This is a genomic window from Staphylococcus sp. GDY8P120P, assembly GCF_017892065.1.
In the GTDB taxonomy this organism is placed as follows: domain Bacteria; phylum Bacillota; class Bacilli; order Staphylococcales; family Staphylococcaceae; genus Staphylococcus; species Staphylococcus nepalensis.
In genome coordinates this window covers 74,535-99,220 of the sequence record NZ_JAESKI010000008.1, presented here as the reverse complement: position 1 = coordinate 99,220, position 24,686 = coordinate 74,535, and the positions used below count along the sequence as shown (strand labels likewise).

At 32.2% G+C, this 24,686-nt stretch carries 22 protein-coding genes; 17 read left to right on the top strand and 5 right to left on the bottom strand.

Annotated elements, in window-relative coordinates; translation table 11 throughout:
* Nucleotides 1–158 precede the first annotated feature (158 nt).
* The 9 genes from ahrC to KA900_RS06545 all read left to right on the top strand — a co-directional run bounded on the left by ahrC (nucleotide 159) and on the right by KA900_RS06545 (nucleotide 10,394).
* Complete coding sequence (gene ahrC / locus KA900_RS06585; RefSeq protein ID WP_096809565.1) at nucleotides 159–611, top strand: transcriptional regulator AhrC/ArgR; 453 nt, start codon at nucleotides 159–161, stop codon at nucleotides 609–611.
* A 21-nt stretch (nucleotides 612–632) separates the two neighbouring features.
* Entirely contained in the window at nucleotides 633–2,309 is a 1,677-nt protein-coding gene (gene recN / locus KA900_RS06580; RefSeq protein ID WP_096809569.1) for a DNA repair protein RecN, read from the top strand.
* A gap of 77 nt (nucleotides 2,310–2,386) precedes the next feature.
* On the top strand, nucleotides 2,387–3,283 hold the full coding sequence (locus tag KA900_RS06575) for a phosphate acyltransferase (RefSeq protein WP_103373628.1): 897 nt from the start codon (nucleotides 2,387–2,389) through the stop codon (nucleotides 3,281–3,283).
* 543 nt (nucleotides 3,284–3,826) lie between these two features.
* Entirely contained in the window at nucleotides 3,827–5,248 is a 1,422-nt protein-coding gene (lpdA, locus tag KA900_RS06570) for a dihydrolipoyl dehydrogenase (protein ID WP_115342142.1), read from the top strand.
* Nucleotides 5,249–5,264: 16 nt separating this feature from the next.
* Nucleotides 5,265–6,263 carry a thiamine pyrophosphate-dependent dehydrogenase E1 component subunit alpha gene (locus KA900_RS06565; protein WP_096809574.1) on the top strand — a complete coding sequence of 333 codons (999 nt, stop codon included), beginning with the start codon at nucleotides 5,265–5,267 and terminating at the stop codon, nucleotides 6,261–6,263.
* Entirely contained in the window at nucleotides 6,256–7,239 is a 984-nt protein-coding gene (locus KA900_RS06560) for an alpha-ketoacid dehydrogenase subunit beta (RefSeq protein ID WP_103373552.1), read from the top strand. The genes KA900_RS06565 and KA900_RS06560 overlap by 8 nt, the downstream gene beginning before the upstream one ends.
* A 12-nt stretch (nucleotides 7,240–7,251) precedes the next feature.
* Entirely contained in the window at nucleotides 7,252–8,523 is a 1,272-nt protein-coding gene (locus KA900_RS06555; protein ID WP_096809579.1) for a dihydrolipoamide acetyltransferase family protein, read from the top strand.
* Between the two features lie 426 nt (nucleotides 8,524–8,949).
* Entirely contained in the window at nucleotides 8,950–9,387 is a 438-nt protein-coding gene (gene brxB / locus KA900_RS06550; protein ID WP_096809582.1) for a bacilliredoxin BrxB, read from the top strand.
* Between the two features lie 11 nt (nucleotides 9,388–9,398).
* On the top strand, nucleotides 9,399–10,394 hold the full coding sequence (locus KA900_RS06545; RefSeq protein WP_096809584.1) for an aromatic acid exporter family protein: 996 nt from the start codon (nucleotides 9,399–9,401) through the stop codon (nucleotides 10,392–10,394).
* A 472-nt stretch (nucleotides 10,395–10,866) separates the two neighbouring features.
* On the opposite strand, the gene prli42 is transcribed toward KA900_RS06545, so the two are convergent.
* On the bottom strand, nucleotides 10,867–10,965 hold the full coding sequence (gene prli42, locus KA900_RS06540; RefSeq protein WP_157772540.1) for a stressosome-associated protein Prli42: 99 nt from the start codon (nucleotides 10,963–10,965) through the stop codon (nucleotides 10,867–10,869).
* 196 nt (nucleotides 10,966–11,161) lie between these two features.
* Between prli42 and KA900_RS06535 the strand changes: the two genes are divergently transcribed.
* From KA900_RS06535 to KA900_RS06515, 5 genes are all read left to right on the top strand, one after another.
* Nucleotides 11,162–12,298: a M20/M25/M40 family metallo-hydrolase gene (locus KA900_RS06535; protein ID WP_103373659.1), complete on the top strand. Its 1,137-nt coding sequence runs from the start codon at nucleotides 11,162–11,164 to the stop codon at nucleotides 12,296–12,298.
* Nucleotides 12,299–12,366: 68 nt separating this feature from the next.
* Nucleotides 12,367–13,776 (top strand): NADP-dependent phosphogluconate dehydrogenase, encoded by a 1,410-nt coding sequence (gene gndA, locus KA900_RS06530; protein ID WP_096809590.1) that lies wholly within the window; start codon nucleotides 12,367–12,369, stop codon nucleotides 13,774–13,776.
* Nucleotides 13,777–14,196: 420 nt separating this feature from the next.
* Nucleotides 14,197–14,334 carry a hypothetical protein gene (locus KA900_RS06525; RefSeq protein ID WP_157772541.1) on the top strand — a complete coding sequence of 46 codons (138 nt, stop codon included), beginning with the start codon at nucleotides 14,197–14,199 and terminating at the stop codon, nucleotides 14,332–14,334.
* Nucleotides 14,315–14,479, top strand: a complete 165-nt coding sequence (locus KA900_RS06520; RefSeq protein ID WP_157772542.1) for a hypothetical protein — start codon at nucleotides 14,315–14,317, stop codon at nucleotides 14,477–14,479. Before KA900_RS06525 ends, KA900_RS06520 begins: the two co-directional genes overlap by 20 nt.
* A 346-nt stretch (nucleotides 14,480–14,825) precedes the next feature.
* Complete coding sequence (locus KA900_RS06515; protein WP_210139398.1) at nucleotides 14,826–16,475, top strand: glycoside hydrolase family 13 protein; 1,650 nt, start codon at nucleotides 14,826–14,828, stop codon at nucleotides 16,473–16,475.
* Nucleotides 16,476–16,904: 429 nt separating this feature from the next.
* On the opposite strand, the gene KA900_RS06510 is transcribed toward KA900_RS06515, so the two are convergent.
* Nucleotides 16,905–17,777 carry an AraC family transcriptional regulator gene (locus tag KA900_RS06510; RefSeq protein WP_096809595.1) on the bottom strand — a complete coding sequence of 291 codons (873 nt, stop codon included), beginning with the start codon at nucleotides 17,775–17,777 and terminating at the stop codon, nucleotides 16,905–16,907.
* A 276-nt stretch (nucleotides 17,778–18,053) separates the two neighbouring features.
* Nucleotides 18,054–19,538, bottom strand: a complete 1,485-nt coding sequence (zwf, locus tag KA900_RS06505) for a glucose-6-phosphate dehydrogenase (RefSeq protein ID WP_096809597.1) — start codon at nucleotides 19,536–19,538, stop codon at nucleotides 18,054–18,056.
* A 148-nt stretch (nucleotides 19,539–19,686) separates the two neighbouring features.
* Here zwf and rnz point away from each other — a divergent pair, with 148 nt between their 5' ends.
* Nucleotides 19,687–20,607 (top strand): ribonuclease Z, encoded by a 921-nt coding sequence (gene rnz / locus KA900_RS06500; protein WP_096809600.1) that lies wholly within the window; start codon nucleotides 19,687–19,689, stop codon nucleotides 20,605–20,607.
* 232 nt (nucleotides 20,608–20,839) lie between these two features.
* Here the strand turns inward: rnz and proC are convergent, their stop codons facing one another.
* Complete coding sequence (gene proC / locus KA900_RS06495) at nucleotides 20,840–21,655, bottom strand: pyrroline-5-carboxylate reductase (protein ID WP_096809603.1); 816 nt, start codon at nucleotides 21,653–21,655, stop codon at nucleotides 20,840–20,842.
* Nucleotides 21,656–21,798: 143 nt separating this feature from the next.
* On the opposite strand from proC, the gene KA900_RS06490 reads away from it, so the two are divergent.
* Nucleotides 21,799–22,557 carry an SDR family NAD(P)-dependent oxidoreductase gene (locus KA900_RS06490; RefSeq protein WP_096809605.1) on the top strand — a complete coding sequence of 253 codons (759 nt, stop codon included), beginning with the start codon at nucleotides 21,799–21,801 and terminating at the stop codon, nucleotides 22,555–22,557.
* A gap of 386 nt (nucleotides 22,558–22,943) precedes the next feature.
* Here KA900_RS06490 and KA900_RS06485 read toward each other — a convergent pair whose 3' ends face one another.
* Nucleotides 22,944–23,858 carry an aldo/keto reductase gene (locus KA900_RS06485; RefSeq protein ID WP_096809607.1) on the bottom strand — a complete coding sequence of 305 codons (915 nt, stop codon included), beginning with the start codon at nucleotides 23,856–23,858 and terminating at the stop codon, nucleotides 22,944–22,946.
* A 203-nt stretch (nucleotides 23,859–24,061) separates the two neighbouring features.
* Here KA900_RS06485 and KA900_RS06480 point away from each other — a divergent pair, with 203 nt between their 5' ends.
* On the top strand, nucleotides 24,062–24,604 hold the full coding sequence (locus tag KA900_RS06480) for an NUDIX hydrolase (RefSeq protein WP_096809609.1): 543 nt from the start codon (nucleotides 24,062–24,064) through the stop codon (nucleotides 24,602–24,604).
* Nucleotides 24,605–24,686 lie beyond the last annotated feature (82 nt).

Below are 24,686 nucleotides of genomic sequence, written 5' to 3'. Positions count from 1 at the left end.
AAAATGATGAATTTGCCACAATTATAAACTATTAATAATTGCTTATCACTCGGTATATCAATATGGCGTTGCGATTTTATAAAATTAACTTTAGTAGTAGTATCATCTTCCATGTGTTAAAATCATTGTATAAATATTCGTTTATAGAGGTGCTATACATGGCTAAAAAATCAGTAAGACATATAAAAATAAGAGAAATTATCTCAAATGAAAAAATAGAAACACAAGATGAATTAGTAAAACGTTTAAATGAATACGAATTAAACGTAACACAAGCGACGGTTTCAAGAGATATCAAGGAATTACAATTAATCAAAGTCCCCACACCGTCAGGACAATATGTTTATAGCTTGCCAAATGATAGAAAATATCATCCCTTAGAAAAACTTGGCCGTTATTTGATGGATTCTTTTGTGAATATTGATGGGACTAGTAATTTACTTGTACTTAAAACATTACCAGGTAATGCACAATCAATCGGAGCTATTTTAGATCAAATAGATTGGGACGAAGTCTTAGGTACAATCTGTGGTGACGATACTTGTTTAATCATATGTCGTGATGAATCTGCCAGTGAAAAGATTAAAACGCGTATCTTTAATTTATTATAAGTTTAAGGAAGTGATTAATACATGCTACAAACCTTATCTATTAAACAATTCGCAATTATTGATGAATTAGAAATACAATTTGGGCAAGGTCTGACTGTTTTAAGTGGTGAAACAGGCGCCGGTAAATCCATTATTATAGATGCAATTGGACAATTAATCGGCATGCGTGCTTCATCCAATTTTGTTAGACATGGAGAGAAAAAAGCAATCATTGAAGGAATCTTTGATATCGATGATAGCAAAGAAGCCATCTCGATTCTTCATGATTTATCTATTGATGTAGATGAAGACTTTTTATTAGTCAAAAGAGAAATTTTCAGCTCTGGTAAAAGTATTTGTAGAGTCAATAACCAAACAGTTACTTTACAAGACTTACGTAAAATTATGCAAGAATTGTTAGATATACATGGCCAACATGAAACGCAAACATTATTAAAACAAAAATATCATCTACAATTATTAGACAATTATGCAGAAAATACATATAAAGATTTACTCGATAAGTATGTGGTAACTTATGATAAGTATAAAGCTAAGAAAAAAGAATTAGAGGATTTAGAATCAGCTGATCAAGCTTTATTACAACGTTTGGACTTATTAAAATTTCAATACGAAGAATTGCAAGAAGCAAATTTACTTGAAGATGAAGTAACACAACTTGAAATTGATATCAAACGTATCCAAAACTCAGAAAGTTTGAGTTTAGCATTAAATAATGCACATGTTACATTAACTGATGAACATGCAATTACAGATCGTTTGTATGAATTAAGTAATCAATTGCAATCTATTAGCGAGATACTACCTGATAAATATGATCGTTTGAAAGAGGACGTAGACCAGTTTTATTATACGCTTGAAGACGCTAAACACCAATTATATGACGATTTAACCAACACAGAATTTGATGAACAATATTTAAATGAGTTAGAATCTAGGATGAATTTATTAAATAGTTTAAAACGTAAATATGGTAAAGACATTAATGAGCTCATCATTTATCAAGACAAAATGGCAGATGAAATTAATAAAATAGAAAATTACGAAGAAAGTACTGCGCAATTACGCCAAGAAATCGATGATTTATACCATAATGTTATCGAATTAGGCGAAAAACTATCAAAAGAAAGACGAAAGGTTGCACAATCATTGCGTAATCATATAGTAGACGAAATCCAGAATCTTCAAATGAAAGATGCTAATTTAGAAATCTCATTCAAAACATTAGATGTGCCAAATCGAGAAGGTATAGAGCTTGTTGAATTTTTAATCAGTCCAAATAAAGGTGAACCATTAAAAAGTTTAAATAAAATTGCCTCTGGTGGAGAACTTTCTAGAATTATGCTTGCATTAAAAACAATTTTTGTTAAAACAAGAGGACAAACAGCAATATTATTCGATGAGGTTGATTCTGGCGTCTCTGGCCAAGCCGCACAAAAAATGGCTGAAAAAATGAAAGGGTTAGCTAAACATATTCAAGTCATATGTATTTCTCATCTACCCCAAGTTGCTTCTATGAGCGATCATCATTTGTTTATTAGTAAAAATACAAGTGCAGATAGGACGACAACACAAGTCCAAGAATTGACAGGAGAAGAACGAATCGATGAAGTAGCAAGAATGATTTCTGGAGCAAGCGTGACTAAACTCACTAGACAAAATGCTAAAGAAATGATTGAGCAAAACCATAAATCATAAATAAGATATCGCTTTTATTTTGTTATTTTAGGGAAAAGACTGAGTAAGACAAATAATCAGTGAAGGGTGTCGATTTTATGCAGTACCAACATTTAATTGAACCGTCAAACACATTAACTGGAAATGTAGCTGTTTTATATGCAAATGACGAGAAAATGATTGCTGTTTTAGTAAAGGCGTTAATGATGACTGATATTGATATCTACATCTACGATACACAAGATACTACTGAAATCATACGTTCTTTTAACTTAGAGTCACAAATTTTAAATAGAATTCATACTTTTACGTTTTCAAGTGATTATCAATTATTGAAACAATGTTCAGAAGATTTATCTCGTGGAAAAATTTCAGTTTTAATGAAAGGCAATATGAAAGCTTCTTCACTCTTATCATTTATATTGAGTAATAAAAACTTTATAGATAATTATGGCTTTTTAAATCACCTCGTATGTTTCAATGTACCAAATTATCATAAAACATTAATGGTTAGTGACGTAGCTTACAATATTTCACCTACCATAGAAGAGAAAAAACAAATTATTAATAATTTAGTTCATTTTAGCAAAAAAATAGGGTACACCCACTTTAACATTGGTTTATTATCTTCAGTGGAATCCCCTCATAAAAAGATTCAATCCTCAGTGGATGCTGAAAAAATTAAACACATTTTTAATAGGGAAGCAAACGACTATTTAAATATTGATGGCCCCATTCTTTTTGATAATGCAATTAGCAAAAAGAATGCAATTCAAAAGAACATTAAATCTAATATTGCTGGAGATGTTGATGCGTTGATTGTCTCAAATACTGATGTTGGTAGTGTATTGTCTAAATCATTGGTTTATTTTAGTAATGCCAGTGTAGCAAGTTTATTACTTGGTGCAAAATTCCCAATCGTATTCACATCAAGAACTGAGAACAAACAAAATAAATTGGATTCTTTATTACTTGCTTTGAGAGCACAAAATTAAATTCAACTACTAAATTTATTTGAATTATTACACTAATATTAAGGTTATTAATTTTATAATGGCAAAATTTGATGTAAAATAGTAAAGGATATTAGTTAATAGATCAATTTCGAGTTTAAATTTTATATTATTCTAATTAATAGGTGCTGAGTTTTTCTATTAATTGAATTCTTATTGTAATCATTGTCGATAATCTTATAACATGGTAATCGATTAAAAGTATTGGTTTCTTCTAGTAATCATAAATTCAAGTGTGTATCGTTTTTTAATGATTTTAAAGTAAAGATACTGCAAACAAATCACTTTTAAAATTTAAAGGTGATTTCATTCGCATGTTTAAATAAATAACTTTGAAACAATATAGTTTACACAGTATGTGATTACCGTTTGAAATTTTGTTTGGCTAGTATATTTTAAACACTATATTTCTAGTTATCATCATATCATTTCAGGTAAACTAAATTTTAATCAATACAGCATACATAAACTTGTATAAATAGGATGCTTTAAGAAAAGGCTAATATGATAGTTAGGAGTCAAAACATGGCAGATGAAAAATATGATTTAGTAATTTTAGGTGGAGGAACAGCTGGATACGTATCAGCGATCAGGGCGTCTCAGCTAGGTAAAAAAGTGGCGTTAGTAGAAAAATCTATGTTAGGAGGCACATGCTTACATAAAGGATGTATACCAACAAAAGCGCTTTTGAAATCTGCTGATGTGTTGAGGACAGTAGCAAATTCAAGCGAATTTGGCGTCGATATAGATAATTTCAAATTGAATTTTTCGCAAATCCAAGCACGTAAAAATGAAGTGGTTCAACAAATGTTTAGCGGCGTTAAACAACTGATGGATCATAATAAAATAGATGTTTTTAATGGCGTTGGACGCATTTTAGGTCCTTCTATCTTTTCACCACAAAGCGGCACAGTTTCAGTAGAATACGAAGATGGAGAATCCGAGTTAATACCAAATAACAATGTACTTATTTGTACTGGATCTAAACCTATGTCATTACCATTTTTACCATTTGATGGAGACTTAGTGTTATCTAGTGACGATATATTAAAATTAGACGAATTGCCACAATCGCTTGCTATCATTGGTGGTGGGGTTATTGGTTTAGAGTTTGCATCTCTCATGGTAGATTTTGGTGTTCAGGTTTCAGTAATTGAAGCCGGTGAAACTATTTTACCGACTGAAAGCAAACTATTGGCTAAGTCTCTACAAAATGAATTAGAAAATAGAGGCGTGACATTTTACATAAATACACAATTAGCAGAAGCACAGTGTTCAGTAAACGAAAATAATATTGAATTAATACTCGGAGAAGATGTTCAAGTATATGACAAAGTATTAGTCGCAATTGGTCGTAAACCGAACACTACAGATATCGGGTTAAACAATACGAAAATTGAGTTGACCGACAAACAGCACATTGTTGTTAATGAATATCAACAAACAAAAGACAAACATATTTATGCTGCTGGTGATTGTATAGGTAAATTACAATTAGCTCATGTTGGTTCAAAAGAAGGGTTGACAGCTATTGAGCATATGTTTGATGTTTCGCCAATACCTATAGATTATAATAAAATGCCTAAATGTGTTTACACCCAGCCTGAAGTTGCAAGTATTGGTAAAAATAAAAATGAAGCGACTCATGAAGGTATAAAAGCAAAAGCAGTTAAAGTGCCATTTAAAGCAATAGGGAAAGCAGTAATTGAAAATACCAAAAATCTAAATGGCTTTTGCGAAATCGTGATTGATCAAGAAAATGATACGGTATTAGGCCTCAATATGATCGGACCACATGTGACCGAACTTATTAATGAAATATCATTGTTCCAATTTATGAATGGTTCAACTTTAGAATTAGGTTTAACAACCCATGCACATCCTTCACTTTCAGAAGTGTTAATGGAACTAGGATTAAAAGTTGAAAACAAATCAATTCACGTTTAATTAAGGAGGATTCAAAATGTTTGATTATAAATCAGCAGGTCTTAGTAAATCTGAACTACAATCTATGTATAAGTGGATGGATTTAGGCCGAAAAATTGATGAACGCATGTGGTTATTAAACCGTGCAGGGAAAATCCCATTTGTTATAAGTTGTCAAGGACAAGAAGCAACACAAATTGGAATGGCTTTTGCAATGCAAGAGGGAGATATTTCATCACCCTATTATAGAGATCTCGCACTAGTAACATATTTAGGTATGACTCCGCTAGATTCAATGTTAGCCGCTTTTGGTAAACGTGATGATATTAGTTCTGGCGGAAAGCAAATGCCATCACATTTTAGTAAAAAAGAAAAAGGCATCTTATCTCAAGGTTCACCAGTAGCAACACAAATTTTACATGCGGTCGGTGCAGCTTTAGCACTCAAAATGGATAACAAACAAAACATCGCAATGACAACTGTAGGTGAAGGTAGTTCAAACCAAGGCGATTTCCATGAAGGATTAAACTTTGCCGGCGTACATAAATTACCTTTTATTTGTGTCATAGAAAATAATAAATATGCTATTTCTGTACCTGATTCATTACAATATGGTGCAGAAAAATTATCAGATCGTGCGTTAGGATATGGTATTCATGGTGAGCAAGTAGATGGTAACGATCCGATTGCTGTTTACAAAATAATGAAAGAAGCGCGTGAGCGTGCATTAAACGGTGGCGGCTCAACTTTAATTGAAGCGATGTGTACAAGGATGACAGCACATTCGTCTGATGATGACGATACATATCGTCCACAAGAAGAACGAGACGCGTTAAAATCATTAGATTGTAACCTTAAATTTAAAGCATTTCTATTAGAAGAAGACATTATCGATGAACAATGGTTAGAGGAAGTAGAGAAAGAACATAAAGAGATTATAAATCAAGCGACAAAAGAAGCTGAAAAAGCACCTTATCCATCACCAGAAGAAACTTATACACATGTTTACGAAGAAGGGAGCTTAAATAATGGCTAAAATATCTTATTTAGAAGCTATCCAACAAGGCTTAGATCAAGCAATGGAAAAAGATGACAACGTATTTGTATTAGGAGAAGATGTTGGTAAAAAAGGAGGCGTCTTCGGTGTAACGTTGGGATTACAGGAAAAATATGGCATCGCACGTGTATTAGACACGCCCTTAGCCGAATCTAATATTGTAGGGACTGGCATCGGTGCAGCAATGATGGGAAAACGACCAGTTGCTGAAATACAATTTGCAGAATACATTTTACCTGCTACAAACCAAATTATGAGTGAAGCGGCAAAAATGAGATACCGTTCAAATAATGATTGGCATTGTCCTATAACAATCCGTGCTCCTTTTGGCGGGGGTATACATGGAGCGTTATACCATTCACAAAGTGTGGAGTCTATTTTTTCATCTACGCCAGGTTTATCTATTGTTATCCCTTCTTCGCCATACGATGCAAAAGGGTTACTGCTCTCATCTATTGAGTCTAACGATCCCGTTTTATATTTTGAACATAAAAAAGCTTACCGCTTATTAAAAGAAGAAGTGCCAGATTCATACTATACTGTGCCGATTGGTAAAGCGGATGTAAAACGTGAAGGTGAGGATATTACAGTATTTACATATGGTCTATGTGTAAATTACTGTATACAGGCTGCTGATATGTTAGAAGAAGAAGGTATTAATGTAGAGGTAGTTGATTTACGTACGGTATATCCTTTAGATAAAAAAACAATCATTGAAAGAGCAAAAATGACAGGGAAAATATTATTAGTCACTGAAGACAACCTAGAAGGTAGCGTTATTTCTGAAGTTGCTGCTATTATTTCCGAAAACTGTTTATTTGACCTCGACGCGCCTATCATGAGATTAGCTGGACCTGATGTGCCATCAATGCCGTTTGCGCCGACGCTTGAAGATGAGTTTATGATGAATCCAGAAAAAATAAAAACGAAAATGCGTGAACTCGCAGAATTTTAAGGAGGCACAATCATGGAAATTAAAATGCCTAAACTCGGCGAAAGTGTACATGAAGGAACAATAGAACAATGGCTGGTTTCTGTAGGCGATAAAATCGAGGAATATGATCCTCTTTGTGAAGTGATTACTGATAAAGTAACAGCTGAAGTACCTTCTTCTTATGCAGGGACAGTTCGCGAAATCATTGTTGAAGAAGGTACTACTGTTGAAGTTGGAGAAGTTATTTGCTACTTAGAGACAGAAGAAACAGTATCGAACGATAGCGATCAGACCCACCCAAAAACTGAAACTGAAGTGAAATCAACACAAAATGATAAAAATACAAAGGGTCAAGCGCATAATAATACAAGTTTATCAGAAAGCGAACCTAAAAATAACGGTAGATTTTCACCTGTAGTATTTAAACTGGCTTCTGAACACCAAATAGATCTTTCCCAAGTTACGGGTACTGGCTTTGAAGGTAGAGTAACTAAAAAAGATATTGAAAATGTCATTAAAGAAGGAACTCATAAAATAGGTTCTGAAATCATTGCACCTAAAGATTCTCCTAAAGTAAGTAAGCAAGTTCAATATAATGAACCTTCTCCAGGTTCAGCTATACCAGTTAATGGTGTACGTAAGCAAATAGCAGAAAATATGGTGCACAGTGTCAATGAAATTCCACATGCATGGATGATGGTCGAAGCTGACGCTACGAATCTTGTTAAAACGAGAGATTACCATAAAAACAGTTTCAAAGAAAACGAAGGTTACAACTTAACTTATTTTGCATTCTTTGTTAAAGCTGTAGCTGAAGGGCTAAAAGCATATCCGCTTCTAAATAGTAGCTGGCAAGACTCTGAAATAGTGATGCATAAAGATGTTAATATATCAATTGCCGTAGCTGATGAAGAGAAACTATATGTACCAGTTATTCAAAATGCGGATGAAAAATCACTTAAAGGTATAGCGAGAGAAATAAATGATTTAGCTCAAAAAGCACGTAACAAAAAGTTAAGAACAGAAGATATGCAAGGTGGCACATTCACAGTGAATAACACCGGAACATTTGGTTCAGTGTCATCGATGGGCATCATTAACCACCCTGAAGCAGCTATTTTACAAATTGAGTCTATTGTTAAAAAACCCGTAGTCATTGAGGATATGATAGCAATTAGACATATGGTTAATTTATGTATTTCGATTGATCACCGTATTTTAGATGGCTTACAAGCAGGAAGATTTATGAACTTTGTAAAAACAAGAATTGAGCAATACTCTATTGAAAATACAAGTATATACTAAGATTGTTATTGCATTATTTATCAAATGCTCAATGTTTTTAAAATTAGAGCGATGTATTTCATATTTATATTATGTTTGTGTGGAATACCATTTCGTCCTCTCAGCTAAACATCAAAACGCTTGATATAAATGTATTTTGGTACCAGTTACCGGCTAACAATTTTATACCATGATGCAGCTCTGACATTGCTTTGTCATAAGTATTTGTTAAAGATGTCATTAAAAAGAAGTAAGCCTTTGAAATCAAAAGTGTTCATTTTGGTTTCTAGTTTACTTCTTTTATTTTATATTTTAAGTATTTATTTCAATGTCTTTAACGTTTCCATGGAGTTTGTCATGCCTTACACATTGAACGCACATGTTGAACTATTGTTTAGATATTAGTAGAATGAAGTTAATAAATTGATAATGAAAGGTGATTTGAAAATGGATTTAAATTTTGATTTATATATGAATGACGTAGTAAGCCAAGCTAGAAATGAAATAGAAGAGGCTGGATATGAGCAATTAACAACTGCAGAAGAAGTAGATAAAGTATTAAATCAAGATGGGACTTCACTCGTTATGGTGAATTCAGTTTGTGGTTGCGCAGGTGGCATCGCAAGACCAGCAGCAACACATGCTTTACATTATGATGTATTACCAGATAGACTTGTTACAGTTTTTGCTGGGCAAGATAAAGAGGCAACGCAACAAGCAAGAGATTATTTTAAAGGTTATGCGCCATCTAGTCCATCATTTGCGTTAATAAAAAATGGTGAAATTACTGAGATGATAGAACGTCACCAAATCGAAGGTCATGATGTCATGGATGTCATCACTCAATTACAAAACTTATTTGAAGCATATTGTGATGAAAGATAGAGGATAAATCGATGTCGCGGTTAAATCCATATCGAATCGGATTTAGAACAATTAAAACAGCTATCGGCATGGCACTGGGGATTATTATCGCTAAATTCATAGGTTTAGATAATTTTGCTTCTAGTGCCATTTTAGTTGTGCTTTGTATTAAGCACACGAAAGTACACTCTCTACAAGCAATTGTATCTCGGTTTGTCTCATGTTTATTAATCTTAATTATAGGATCTTTCGTTTTTAGTTACTTAGGTCAAAGTGCCATTGTACTCGGACTCATCGTACTTCTGTTTATACCACTCACTGTAGTTTTCAAAGTACAAGAAGGAGTGGTAACAAGTTGCGTTATCCTACTTCACGTGTTTAACGCAAATACCATCGATATACACTTATTTATAAATGAAGTTTTACTGTTAATTGTAGGTCTTGGTATTGCTTTTATAATGAACTTAATCATGCCTAGCTTAGATTTTAAATTAAAGCAATATAAAGACGAAATAGAAAGTCAATTTATAGTTATATTTGAAAGATTCAGCGCTACGTGTAAAGACCCAAAGCAAACTTTAAATATTTCTTTTAATCAATTACAACTCACAATTCAAAAAGCAAAATCAATAGCCTTTAGAGATGTTAAAAACCATTTTGTTCGTAACGAAAATTCTTATTACCACTATTTTGATATGAGAGAAGAACAACTAGAATTATTAGAAAGAATGGCTAAAATGATTAATCATATTGAAACGCAAGATGCAATTTTGTCAAAAATATGTGGCTTATTTTCTGAAGTTGCTACAAATGTAAATAGTAATGATTATACAGTGTTAAGATTGCATTCTTTATATGAAATAAGAATAGAACTAAATCAATTAGATTTACCAAAATCACATGCTTCTTTTAGAACGAGAGCGAATATGATGCAATTGTTAAATGAATTGGAAAAATATTTAGAAGTCAAATCACAATTTGGTTCTTTAAAACTGCACAAAAATAAAAAACTACCAAACCTTTCATAAAATAATAAAAAGCGAAACATATACAAATTGATCACCTTAACTTGTATAGTGAGAAAGCATAAAAATCTATCTTTTTAAAGATTTTGTATAGCTCTGGCAAGTATAATTAGAAAAGGTGCAAACGTTGAAATTTTTTTACAAGCAATCTGAAGAGACCTATCTGGGTCTCTTTTTTATATAAAGGAATCAATAGGGGTATATGACATGTGAACTCAAGTTTATACTTAATTGCTAACCAACTTTATAATCGTATTACAACGCTCATAACTTATATCCATAGACGCATTTTGATTCTAGGTATTCTCCTCATCAATATTATAGATAAACGTATGATATTGACGTTGCAAGTTTTTTAGCTAGTTTTTAAAATTAGATTAAAAAAAATATCATTTAACGATGGCATCAATAACACCTAAACCGTTAAATGATATTTTAACAAAATCTGTTTTTTAATCAGTTCAAATTTTTTATTTTAACTTGTTAAAGGAACAATACTTGTTAATATTAATGCAAGTACTACGGCCACTAACATTATTACAATAATAACTCTTAATACTTTGTTGTTATTCAAAGTTTATTCCTCCAAATCTTATATAAGCATTTCACTTTTTCAAATTAAATCATTCTCTTGATTACAATAATACATCACTTTCACTGCATTATTATATCATAATACGCGTTATACGTATAAACATATTAGTTTTTCTTAACTTTGTATTTATGTAAACTAATATAAGTAATCACGATGTAGAAAAGGGGATTTAATAATGATAAATAAACAACGTCTTTTAGATACGTTTTTAGAATTAGTGAAAATCGACTCAGAAAGCGGTAATGAGCAACCAATTCAAAGCTATCTCAAAGCTATCTTAGAAATGTATAATATAGAAATGGTTGAAGATAACGCAAGTAGTGAGACTGATTTAGGGGCAAATAATTTAATATGTACATTAAAAGCTACGCCCAATTTAGCCTCTCTCGACAAAATATATTTTACAAGCCATATGGACACCGTAGTGCCTGGTCAAAGCGTCAATCCAACAGTGAAAGACGATGGATACATATATTCGGATGGATCCACCATATTAGGTGCAGACGATAAAGCAGGATTAGCTGCAATTTTAGAATTTATTCGCGTTCTTTCTGAAAAGAATATACCTCATGGTCAAATACAATTTATTTTAACTGTAGGCGAAGAAATTGGTTTAAAAGGTGCTAAATTTCTCGATCAATCATTACTAGATTCAGATTACGGTTACGCAATAGATGCAAGCGTACCTGTAGGCACAACTGTTATCGGTGCACCGACTCAAATGAAAATAAATACAACAATATATGGTAAAACCGCGCATGCAAGCACGCCTACTAAAGGGATAAGTGCTATCAACATTGCTGCTAAAGCTGTTAGCGAAATGAATTTAGGCCAAATTGATACTTATACTACGGCGAATATTGGTCGCTTTGAAGGAGGTTCAGCAACCAATATAGTAGCTGATAAAGTAACTCTGAACGCAGAAGCACGTTCCCATTCAGAAGAAAGTATCATCAAGCAAGTCAATCACATGAAATCTGTATTCGAAACGATAGCTAAGAAATACGATGGCCATGCAGAAGTAGATATAACGAAAAGTTATCCTGGGTTTAAATTGTCTGATGACTCAAAAGTAACTACTGTGGCAAAAGCTAGTGCCTCTTCTCTAGGATTAGAAGCCAATACTGTTATCGCAGGCGGAGGGTCAGATGGTAATATAATAAACGAACTTGGTATACCAACTGTTATTTTAGGTGTGGGCTATGAAAATATTCATACAACAGAAGAAAGAATCTCGGTTCAATCTTTAAACTTACTGGCCGAACAACTTTTAAGTATTAATCATGTATTAAATTTGCAGACTATAAACTGATTAAGTGAATACTTAGTTACCTTTGTGATACAATATACTAGAAAACTTTAATAAGAGAGGTTAGTTAAATGACACAACAAATTGGTGTAGTAGGTTTAGCCGTAATGGGTAAAAACCTTGCTTGGAATATTGAATCACGTGGATATAGCGTTTCAGTTTTTAACCGTTCTTCTGAAAAAACAGACGAAATGGTCAAAGAATCTGAAGGAAAAAATATACATCCAACATATTCAATGGAAGAATTCGTAAATTCTTTAGAAAAACCCCGTAAGATTTTATTAATGGTAAAAGCAGGCGCTGCTACTGATGCAACGATTGATACATTGTTACCGTTATTAGATGATGATGATATCTTAATCGATGGTGGTAATACAAATTATCAAGATACAATTAGACGTAATAAAGCACTTGCTGAAAGTGGCGTTAATTTCATTGGTATGGGTGTATCTGGCGGTGAAGTTGGTGCATTAACAGGACCTTCACTTATGCCTGGTGGACAAAAAGACGCATTTGATAAAGTCAGTCATATCTTAGAAGCAATTTCAGCAAAAGCAAAAGACGGCGCACCATGTGTAGCTTATATTGGACCTAATGGCGCTGGTCATTATGTTAAAATGGTTCATAATGGCATAGAATACGCTGATATGCAATTAATTGCTGAAAGTTATGCAATGATGAAAGATTTACTAGGTATGTCTCACGAAGATATAGCGCAAACATTTAAAGATTGGAATGCTGGTGAATTATCAAGTTACTTAATTGAGATTACTGGTGACATTTTCAATAAATTAGATGATGAAACTGATGGACCTTTAGTTGAACAAATCTTAGATACTGCTGGTCAAAAAGGTACAGGTAAATGGACATCTATCAACGCATTAGAATTAGGTATTCCATTGACTATTATTACTGAATCTGTATTTGCTCGTTTTATCTCTTCAATTAAAGAAGAACGTATAAATGCTTCAAAACAATTAAATGGCCCAAATGCTAAATTTGAAGGAAACAAAGAAGCATTTCTAGAAAAAATTCGCAAAGCGCTTTACATGAGTAAAATATGTTCTTATGCACAAGGTTTTGCTCAAATGAGAAAAGCAAGTGAAGACAACGAATGGGAACTTCAACTTGGTGAATTAGCTATGATTTGGCGCGAAGGTTGCATTATCCGTGCACAATTTTTACAAAAAATAAAAGAAGCATATGATAATGATAAAGATTTACAAAATTTATTATTAGATCCTTATTTCAAAGATATTGTAACGAATTATCAAGATGCTTTACGTGATGTAGTAGCAACAGGTGTACAAAATGGCGTCCCTACGCCAGGTTTCTCTGCAAGCATTAACTATTATGATAGTTACCGTTCAGAAAACTTACCTGCTAACTTAATCCAAGCACAACGTGATTATTTTGGTGCGCATACTTATGAACGTAAAGATCGTTCTGGCATATTCCATACACAATGGATTGAAGACTAGATTACGTATATAATTGACGATTTAAGCAAAGCATAGCGCTTGGGATATAAATACCCATGTTCAAAATAAGAGGGCCAACCCGTAATATCGGGTTGGCTCTCTTTATATTTAAAACCTTATGTTTTTAAATATAATACGGCTCAATTCTCACTAACAATGTAAATGTCAATCTTAACTCCTATGAATGATAGAATACGATTTGTAAACAAAATGAAAATAGAATATATTTTTTAACATATTACTTGTTATCAATAACAATAAATATACAACTTTACCTCCAACACAATACAGGTTAGTAACATTGATTTTTATGCAAACGATTGCATATATCTTTTGACTTTTATTTACTTATTCATTACGCTAATCATGCAACTAAATAATAATTTAGCCCTCAGTAGCAGAGATGAAGAAGTTAAATATATGATTTTTCATCATTCAGTGGACGAATTTATTTTATTATATCCTATAGAACTTGATAAAAGCACTAATTTATTAAAATTACATAAAGCACCTTATGCAGTAATGGGTAAATCTTTAGATGATAATGATGACTTCTGAATCATTAACTAACTACCTTATACAACAAAATCATACACGTTTATTGTTTTTAGCTGAAAAAGATAAATATCAAGTTGTTAAAGATATAATCTGCGGTTTGCAAAACATATTTCAATTTAATGAAGTTACAGCGATATTAAATTGATTGATATAGATATAGGGCGAATAAAAACTATTTGAATACCTTAATATCAATACATAAATTGCCAACTGGTATAATTATATCTGGTACTATGTTAAATCATCTTCTACTTAGTATTTAAACATTAAAATTACAGATGATATACATACTAATACTATTAGCAAATATTATATAACAAGATTTGCGACATCTCCTTAAATAACGGTAGAGATATTTTCAAAATCTTTGAGAGAACGTGCTAGATTAAAATTAGTAGCATTGATTAAAAATCCAAAAATAAAGAAACAAAATATTGAAATAGTTACGAAAATTAATAAACTTAAATCCATACATATAAAGGAGCATCTATATGATTAAACAATGGTGGAAAGAAGCTGTTGCTTACCAAGTTTATCCACGAAGTTTTAAAGATACAAATAATGATGGTATTGGTGATTTAACAGGTGTTATAGAAAAATTAGATTATCTTTATGATTTAGGCATTGATGTGATTTGGCTTAGTCCAATGTATAAATCCCCTAATGATGACAATGGTTATGATATTAGTAATTATAAAGATATTATGGATGAATTTGGAACGATGTCAGATTTCAACCAACTGTTAGAAGCAGTGCACCAAAGAGACATGAAATTAATTTTAGATTTAGTAGTTAATCATACGTCAGATGAACATCCATGGTTTATAGAATCAAAATCTAGTATAGATAATCCTAAAAGAGACTGGTATATATGGAAAGATCCAAAACCAGATGGCTCTGAACCAAATAATTGGGAAAGTATATTTAATGGTTCTACATGGGAGTTTGATGAACATACTGGTCAATATTATTTTCATTTATTTAGTAAAAAACAACCAGACTTAAATTGGGCAAATGACGAAGTAAGAAATGCAATTTTTAATATGATGAACTGGTGGTTTGAAAAAGGCATCGATGGTTTTAGAATAGACGCTATTACTCATATTAAGAAAACATTTGAAGCAGGTGATTTAAATGTGCCTGAAGGTAAAACTTATGCACCAGCATTTGAAGTTGATATGAACCAGCCGGGCATTCAAACTTGGCTACAAGAGATGAAAGCTAAGTCGTTGAGTAAATACGATATTATGACTGTAGGAGAAGCAAATGGTGTGAGCCCTGATGATGCTGAGCTATGGGTTGGTGAACAAATCGGAAAATTTAATATGATCTTTCAATTTGAACATTTAGGTTTATGGAATTCTGGCGATATCAAATTTGACGTAAATGCTTATAAAAAAGTGCTGAATCATTGGCAGAAAAAACTTGAAAATGTTGGATGGAACGCATTATTTATAGAAAACCATGACCAACCTCGTCGTGTATCAACTTGGGGAGACGATACATATTATTGGTTTGAGTCAGCTACAAGTCATGCTATTGTTTACTTTTTACAACAAGGGACACCGTTTATCTATCAAGGGCAAGAAATCGGTATGACAAATTACCCATTTAAAGATATTGAGACCTTTAATGACGTAGCCGTAGTAAACGAATATAAAATCGTCAAAAAACAAGGTGGAGATGTTACAAAACTATTAGATAAACACAAGGTGGAAAATAGGGATAATTCACGTACACCGATGCAATGGGACGATTCTGATTTTGCAGGGTTCTCCCAAGTAGAACCTTGGTTCCCAGTCAATCCAAACTATAAAACAATTAATGTTGCACAACAACAAGATGACCCAGATTCAATTTTAAACTTTTATAAGTCATTAATTAACTTGAAAAAATCTCATGACATTTTTACTTACGGTATATTTAATTTAGTAGATCCAGACAACAGTCAAATATTTGCTTATACAAGAGAATTGGGTAACCAAATGGTTTTGGTAGTTGGTAATTTAACAGATAAAAAAGCAACACTTAATTATCCAATCAATTTCAAACAAGAAAATATATTATTACACAATTATAAGCATAGCTTCCCAGATGTTGAAAACATTCAACCATACGAATCGTTTGTTATTAGAATATAAGTGAATTTAGTGAATTTGCTCAATAAACAAATTAAAAAACGGACAGATCATAAAAAATAAAACGCATCTTCATTTTATTAGAAGAAAAAATTTCTAATTTTGGATCTGAATACTTATCTTAGTATTATAGTTCAAGCTGCAGTATCTCACTCTTAATATCCTACTTAAGCAATCAGTATGTTAAAAACCACAATGATTTCAATGTAAACAAAAAAAAGACAAGAGCTAGGGCTCTTGTCTCAAACTGTCGACAAAGTCTCCAATTTTGTTGGCAGTTTTTTTGTACGCTTTTCGTGGACACTGATTTAGCCTGTAGTATTCAGCTAGCGCTCTTCTCTCAGGAGTCGGCCAAACCACTGCCGGTATGATACAAAAATATTATAATATATAAATTAAAGAGTGGTAGTGTTTATTATTTTATTTAAATGCTTAATAATCTAATTTATTATATTGTTCTTGATCGACAGGCATCCATAATTGGACTTTCGTGAAAGGGTTGTCGAAAGAAATATCAAATGGGTATATTTCAACATACAGACTATTATGCTCATAAGGTAAAGTCATTTGGAGACTCGTTTCAATATAATACCAAGCTTCATTAATGACATAGTCTATTTCACCCTGTAAGTTGAATTTAGCATATTGTCTTTCAGGTAAAAATCGATCTTCTAAATGTGCAGGATAACGTTCACTAGGAACACCTACAAATATTTCCATGCCTTGATCAAGTGGGCAGTTAACCACAAATAGTTCATATGGACTGACATCATTATATCGTTGTAATTCTTTAATTTTACCTTCAACCAATAAATCTTCTAAGAAATCAGGTACTTTATAAGGGTTATCTATTTCCTCTGAATCTAAAAATTTAGCATAACCTACTAATGAAATACCTGGCGTATCTTCCAAACGATACGTATAGGGTGCACGTTCAGTAGTAGTAAGTTTAATATAAAGCCTTGGTTGCATTTTTAATTCGTCTCGTTTTGTATTGACTTGAATAGGAGAAACGCCATGAAAGTCACTAAAATCATTGGCAAAATCATTAGTATCTTTGTAGTTGTACTTTTTTGCGACATCCACCAAGCGCGTTGAACCGCTTAAAATATCTTTGGCTGCTAAAGTTAATCTTCTTGATCTAGCATATTCTGTTGGTGACTGGCCCACAATCATTTTAAATGATTGGTCAATATGGAACGGTGAAAGACCAACGTAATCACTCAATGCTTGCAAATATAGAGGCTCTAGCAAATGATCTTCAATATACACAATTGCCTGTTGAATTTGCTTGATAACGTCCAAAACTTTCACTCCTAATTTAGTTAAATACAAGTATATATTTAACTTTGTTTCTATACATAATGTTATGAATAATTGATGATTAATACTATTTTACATCATTTTTGTTCTACTGACATCTCAAAAATATTAAATAGGATAAAATGTAAACAAGTTAAAAATTACTTATGTATGATTCAATCAATAGTCTAAATCATAACACAAACGAGGTATAAGAAAAAAGCAACAACACAAGCTATATTTCAAACTTGTATTATTGCAATATTTAAAAACTATAAATTAGTGTATATCGTCCCACCAATGGAAACCATCTCTACTTAAAAGTAATTCACTAGCTAATGGGCCGTTTGTCCCAGCAGTGTAGTTAGGGAATTCTGGTTCACTTTGATTCCATTCTTCTTGAATCGCATCAACAAATTTCCAAGTTGATTTTAATTCTTCCCAATGCGTAAAGTTCGTCGCATCACCATTTAAACAATCAAATAATAAATTTTCATAAGCATCTACCGTGTTCATTTTATCTTGTGCGCTCATCGCATATGATAATTGAACTGGCTCAGTTTCGATACCTTGAACATTTTTTTTGGCGTTTAAATGAAGTGAAACGCCTTCGTTAGGTTGAATATTAATTACTAATAAATTGGAATCTAATTTTTTATCTGTTTTGTAATATAGATTCATTGGTACTTCTTTAAATTCTACAACGACTTGAATGGTCTTACTCTTCATGCGTTTACCAGTTCTAATATAGAATGGCACACCAGCCCATCTAAAGTTATCGATTGTTAATTTACCGGAAACAAAGGTTGGTGTAGTAGAATCTTCAGCTACGCGATCTTCGTCTCTATAACGCTTAACCTTTTGACCTTCAATGATACCTTCATCGTATTGTCCACGAACAAAGTTTTGACGGACTTCATCAGGTTGTAATTTACGTAGTGATTTCAAAGCTTTTACCTTTTCTGCTCTGATATCTTCACTTTTCAGACTGATGGGTGCTTCCATTGCTAGTAGGGCGACCATTTGTAACATATGGTTTTGTACCATATCTTTCAATGCACCACTAGACTCATAGTAACCGCCTCTATCTTCAACACCTAAAACCTCAGATGAAGTAACTTGGATATTTGAAATATATTTGTTATTCCATAACGGTTCAAACATCGCATTAGCAAAACGTAATACTTCAATATTTTGTACCATGTCTTTGCCTAGATAGTGATCAATACGATAAATTTCTTCTTCTTTAAACGAATGACGCAATTGTTCATTTAATTCTTCAGCAGATTCTAAATCTGAACCAAACGGTTTTTCAATGACTAAACGTTTGAAACCACTTGTATCTGTTAAGCCAGAAGATTTTAAATAATCTGATATAACACCAAAGAAATTAGGCGCCATAGCTAAATAAAATAATCTATTGCCTTGTAATTGGAACTCATGATCTAATTTATTACTAAACTCTAATAACGATTGATAACTTGCTTCATCACTTACGTCATGCTTGTGATAAAATACGTGCTCCATAAACTTATCTAGATGCTTAGTGTCTTTGACATGTTCTTGAATTGACGACTTCACTTGACTACGGAAATCATCATTTGATAAGTCTCTTCTACCAATTCCAACAATCGCAATATGTTCATTCAAATTTTCTTGCTGATATAAATGGAATAGCGATGGAAATAATTTTCTGTGACTAAGATCACCAGTTGCTCCAAAAATAGTTATTAAGCATGGGATATCTTTATTTCTAGTATTCAAGATCAAAACCTCAATTCTTTATTAAATCTGTATTTATTATAGACCAATCTACTGCTATGTTCCCACAATTTTGCTTGTGTTATCATATTTTATTATATTTTTCGTTCTTTTATATGATAAAATATGAAGCAGAAGAGGAGGCATATGCATGGAAATTACGTTTTTTGGGACAAGTGCTGGTCTACCAACTAAAGACAGAAATACGCAGGCAATTGCTTTAAATTTAGAGCCTTATTGTAATAGTATTTGGCTTTTTGATGTCGGTGAAGGGACACAACATCAAATACTGCATCACTCAATTAAATTAGGGAAAGTAGATCACATTTTTATTACGCATATGCACGGAGACCATATTTTTGGATTGCCTGGTTTATTAACAAGTCGCTCTTTCCAGGGCGGAGAAGGTAAACCACTTACAATTATTGGGCCTAAAGGTATAAAGTCGTATGTAGAAACTACACTTAATTTATCAGAATCTAAGTTAAATTATCCTGTTACATATATCGAGATAGAAGAACAACTATCTTACCAACACAACGGTTTTAATGTTGAAGCGTATATGCTAAACCATGGCATACCATCATTTGGATACAGAGTAGAAGCGCCCTATAAATCTGGTAAAATTAATGTTGAAGCACTTAAAAAAATTGGTTTAGAACCTGGACCTAAATATCAAGATGTTAAAAATAATGAAACATTCGAATACAAAGGAACAATATATAATTCCAACGACTTTAAAGATGATGCTACAAAAGGGCCAGTTGTAGCGATATTTGGTGATACAATGCCATGTAAAAACGAATTGCTTATCGCACGCGATGCGACAGTAATGGTACACGAAAGCACATATATAGAGGGTGACAAAACATTGGCTAATAGTTATCATCACAGCCATATTGATGACGTTTTTGAATTAATCAGAGAAGCTCAAGTAGACTATAGTTTGATTACGCATATCAGTAATCGTTATACCAAAGAAGAAGTTAATGAAATTAGTAAAAGATTAAAATCTTTAGATGATACACCGCCATTTAATTTTGTTAGTGATTTTGATTCATGGCAGTTTTGAAAATAGGATTGAGAAATAAATAATATTTCAATCTCGAATATCATAGTAGCACTAGGTAACTGGAATGCAAATGTAAAGTCTATTTCCATTAAAAAAGCGGGGCAGAAAGTCTGGTTTTTAATCAGATTTCCTGTCCCGTTTCCGTGTAACAAACATAAATGAATCTCAAAGTTAATATGCTTTAGTTTTAAAAATCAATAGTTTTTTATTGCAATTTAAATTACAATTATGCTTAATCATTATCTTGGTTTGATAATTCAATACTTCTATTAACTGCAGCACGTAGACAATCTTCAAAAATACCTTCGATGTCGTGCTCTGCTAACGCATTAAGTCCTGATTGAGTCGTTCCACCTTTAGAAGTAATATTCTTTCTTAACTGTTCCATACTTAATTCTGAACGTTCAATCATTTTACTTGTACCTATAATTAAATTACGAATGGATTCTTCTACTTGGGATTTTTCTAGGCCCAAACGCGTACCAGCAGTAACGTATTGTTCAAATACATGATATAAAAAGGCTGGCCCACTACCTGTAATGGCTGTAACTTGATGCAAATTATCTTCTGAAACTTCAATAGCAGAGCCAAACGCATTTATTAAATCATCAACTTCTTCTTTAGATTTAGCTCCGAAATTATTTGAGAAACTAATACCGGTTACGGAATGTCCTACTTGAGCGTTAGTATTTGGCATAGTACGTGCGATAGGATTGCTTGTTTCTAATTTATCTTTAATATAACTAATCGGTAACCCAGCCATGATTGAAATAAATTTATTTTTTTCGTTGATATGAGGTTTAATTCGCTCAGCTAAACTATCAAAATCATACGGTTTAGTGCCTAAAAACACATAATCAGCATCTTTTAATAAAGCGGCGTCGTCATAACTATAATTAACGCCTAATTCGTCTGCATATGCTTTTAATGCTACTTCATTAGATCGATTGGTTAAATAAATTTTATCGGAATCAATTACTTTAGAGTTAACAATTCCTGTAAATATTGCATGTGCCATATTACCAGCACCATAAAATACGAGTTTCATGTAAAGACTTCACTTCCCCTTTGTTTTTTATGTTTCCATACTAACATAGTTTTAAAATATGGCTAATAATTTTAAAAAATGCATGACAAAATGCAATTCAATACATATACTAGTACTAAGTTCAAAAAGGTAGGGATTTCATTATGATTGGTAAACATTATGTTTTAACAGGTGGCACAAGCGGGTTAGGTCAATCTATTTTACAGTCACTACTTCATAAAAGCGTGTATGTAACAGTGCTTGCAAGAAACCCAGAGAAATTAAATTACATTAAAGCGCAATACGACACAAATCACTTAACTATAATCAAATGTGATTTACAATCTCAAGCACAAATTTTAGATTTAGATATGCATTTTAAACATACAAAAATTGATGGTTTCATCTATAGTTCCGGACTAGGTTATTTTAAATCAATAGAAAACCATACAGTAACTGAAATGCAAGAAACCTATAATTTAAATGTGGTCCATTTTAATATTTTATTAAAAGTGTTACAACCTTATCTATCTAAAAATCCTTCTATTGTTGGTATTGGTAGCCAATCTGCTTTTTTAACACAAGGCTATGCAGCGCATTATGGCGGAAGTAAAGCGGCCTTGAATCAAGTGTTAAACGCATTACGCATAGAAAAACCAAATTATCATGTCATGACTGTCAACACTGGCCCAATAGCAACACCGTTCCATGATAAAGCAGACCCAACCTTAAAGTTTGCTCAAAAATATAAAAAAATGATGCTTAATCCTGATGTATTAGCAGACCAAATTATTAATAGTATCATAAACAAAAAGATAGAACTCAACGAACCCAAATGGATGCATATCATGCTAAAGTTTTATCAATTACTACCTCGTTTTATTGAAAAAAACTTTGTGTCATTGTTTAAAAACAAAGCTTAACCTTTTTACACAATGTCTAAATGATAAATCCAATATATCAAATAATTTTTTTATTATTAAGCTAGAGTTCTATAACTTTTATACTCTTTTTAGTTTAAAAAAGTTTAAAGCAAATAGTTATATCCAAATAACATAAGGCGTATTACTTCGGATAATTCAGGTGAATGGGATAGTCAAAAATGGTATCTATGAAAGTTGTGCTATTTTAGCTAACAATTGAATTGTATTCTAAAAAGGAGATAGGCGTTTTTAAGTTTGAGTCTACTGCTGCTGACAAAAGATGAACTTAAACTATTTATTTCTAATAACGCTATTTTTACAAAATAAAAAAACGTCAAGTTCCTTATAACTTGGAACCTAACGTTTTTGACTAAATGAAAAAAGAATTAATTTAAATGCTGTGTATAGTTTAAATCTTTAACACGATCTTGGGCTGCTTTTAATTTTTCTAGGCTTATATCTTTCGAATGTAGGTAGTTGTTTACATTTTCGTCTAGCTGTTCTGGGCTACTTGCACCAACGATAATAGAACCTAAAGCATCGTGTGAGGTTAAATAATTAAAGGTAAGCGCAGTTAAATTACTTTCTATTTCTTTAATTGAAGCAATTGTTTCTCCTAGTTCTTGATACGTATAATCAAAAATACCTTCGCTAAATTTTGAATCTAACACACTATTACTTTTTGCTGTTAATAGGCCTTTAAATACTGGCCCACGAGCTAAGACTTTTACTTTTTTAGCATGCACATCATCTAATAATGGCTCTGGTCTGTTATCAATTAAATTAAATTGAGACATAAGTGTTTCGATGTCGCTGTGTTTTAAATAATAATCAATCACGTTAGGTCTAATTGACGAGATACCGTAAGCTCGTATGATGCCTTCCTTTTTTAATTCGTCAAAGGCGCTAATCGTTTCATCCAAAGGATCACCGATTGTTCCGCCATGCAATTGATATAAATCTAAGTGGTCTAAACCTAATCGTTGTAGCGAACCTTTAACTGCTTCTTTAATATAAGATTTAGAAGGATCCCATGTTGTAGAGCCATCATCTTTCAAACGATTACCCACTTTCGTTCCAATTACAATATCGTCTCTGTTTTGATATTTTTTTAAAGCTTCTCCTACTATAGCTTCGTTTACACCTTTATCATACATATCAGCTGTATCAAAATACGTGATACCATGTTCTATTGCACGTTCTATGATAGGTTCTGCTTGCTTTTTATCAGTGCCGAGACTCATACAACCTAAACCTAACTCTGAAATTTCAATGCCACTTTTTAAAACATTTTTTTGCATGTTGTTTCTCCTTTCGATACACTTAAATAATAGGGCGTAGACATAATAAAGTAAGATGAACATTTTCATTATTAACTATCTATACATAGCTAAAAAACAAATAAATCATTTAACGCATTGATTTGTTAAATCGCTAACCCCTTAATTACTAATGTGTTTATCTTAACAATATCTTAAACCAATTAAAAGGACTGTGATTATTTATGAACTTATTTGAAAAAACAATACATAGAGCTTCCATTTATAAAGGCGCGATCATCGATTTGGAAGTCCACGATGTTGAACTACCCGACGGTCAAAATTCTAAACGTGAGCTGATATATCACAATGGCGCTGTTGCTGTTTGTGCTATCACGCCAGATGATAAGATTATATTAGTCAAACAATTTCGAAAAGCATGTGAAAAACCACTTTTAGAAATCCCAGCTGGTAAATTAGAAAAAGGGGAAGAGAGAGAAGCTGCAGCAAAACGTGAGCTCCAAGAAGAGACCGGTTATATTGCTGAAGAATTAGAACTTATTTCAGAAATGTATGGTTCTCCAGGTTTCTCAAATGAAAAAATATCTATATATTTAGCTAAAGATTTAAAAAATGGCGAAATGCATTTAGATGAGGATGAATTTTTAGAATTAGAATACTATCATATGAGTGAGATACAAACAATGCTAGATAATAAAGTATTAGAAGATGCAAAAACCATTATCGCGTTACAATATATTTTACTTAATTATAATCATTATAAATAAGAGGCGAGAATACTTGCGCTTTTTATCAATTATTGGTATTTTATATATATAAATCATAACTAAATTAAAATGATTATAATTA

Excerpts from the sequence above, each read along its gene's own strand:
- ahrC (WP_096809565.1), top strand. The coding sequence starts at position 159 with ATGGCTAAAAAATCAGTAAGACATATAAAAATAAGAGAAATTATCTCA.
- recN (WP_096809569.1), top strand. The coding sequence starts at position 633 with ATGCTACAAACCTTATCTATTAAACAATTCGCAATTATTGATGAATTA.
- KA900_RS06575 (WP_103373628.1), top strand. The coding sequence starts at position 2,387 with ATGCAGTACCAACATTTAATTGAACCGTCAAACACATTAACTGGAAAT.
- lpdA (WP_115342142.1), top strand. The coding sequence starts at position 3,827 with ATGGCAGATGAAAAATATGATTTAGTAATTTTAGGTGGAGGAACAGCT.
- KA900_RS06565 (WP_096809574.1), top strand. The coding sequence starts at position 5,265 with ATGTTTGATTATAAATCAGCAGGTCTTAGTAAATCTGAACTACAATCT.
- KA900_RS06560 (WP_103373552.1), top strand. The coding sequence starts at position 6,256 with ATGGCTAAAATATCTTATTTAGAAGCTATCCAACAAGGCTTAGATCAA.
- KA900_RS06555 (WP_096809579.1), top strand. The coding sequence starts at position 7,252 with ATGGAAATTAAAATGCCTAAACTCGGCGAAAGTGTACATGAAGGAACA.
- brxB (WP_096809582.1), top strand. The coding sequence starts at position 8,950 with ATGGATTTAAATTTTGATTTATATATGAATGACGTAGTAAGCCAAGCT.
- KA900_RS06545 (WP_096809584.1), top strand. The coding sequence starts at position 9,399 with ATGTCGCGGTTAAATCCATATCGAATCGGATTTAGAACAATTAAAACA.
- KA900_RS06535 (WP_103373659.1), top strand. The coding sequence starts at position 11,162 with ATGATAAATAAACAACGTCTTTTAGATACGTTTTTAGAATTAGTGAAA.
- gndA (WP_096809590.1), top strand. The coding sequence starts at position 12,367 with ATGACACAACAAATTGGTGTAGTAGGTTTAGCCGTAATGGGTAAAAAC.
- KA900_RS06525 (WP_157772541.1), top strand. The coding sequence starts at position 14,197 with ATGATTTTTCATCATTCAGTGGACGAATTTATTTTATTATATCCTATA.
- KA900_RS06520 (WP_157772542.1), top strand. The coding sequence starts at position 14,315 with ATGATAATGATGACTTCTGAATCATTAACTAACTACCTTATACAACAA.
- KA900_RS06515 (WP_210139398.1), top strand. The coding sequence starts at position 14,826 with ATGATTAAACAATGGTGGAAAGAAGCTGTTGCTTACCAAGTTTATCCA.
- rnz (WP_096809600.1), top strand. The coding sequence starts at position 19,687 with ATGGAAATTACGTTTTTTGGGACAAGTGCTGGTCTACCAACTAAAGAC.
- proC (WP_096809603.1), bottom strand. The coding sequence starts at position 21,655 with ATGAAACTCGTATTTTATGGTGCTGGTAATATGGCACATGCAATATTT.
- KA900_RS06490 (WP_096809605.1), top strand. The coding sequence starts at position 21,799 with ATGATTGGTAAACATTATGTTTTAACAGGTGGCACAAGCGGGTTAGGT.
- KA900_RS06485 (WP_096809607.1), bottom strand. The coding sequence starts at position 23,858 with ATGCAAAAAAATGTTTTAAAAAGTGGCATTGAAATTTCAGAGTTAGGT.
- KA900_RS06480 (WP_096809609.1), top strand. The coding sequence starts at position 24,062 with ATGAACTTATTTGAAAAAACAATACATAGAGCTTCCATTTATAAAGGC.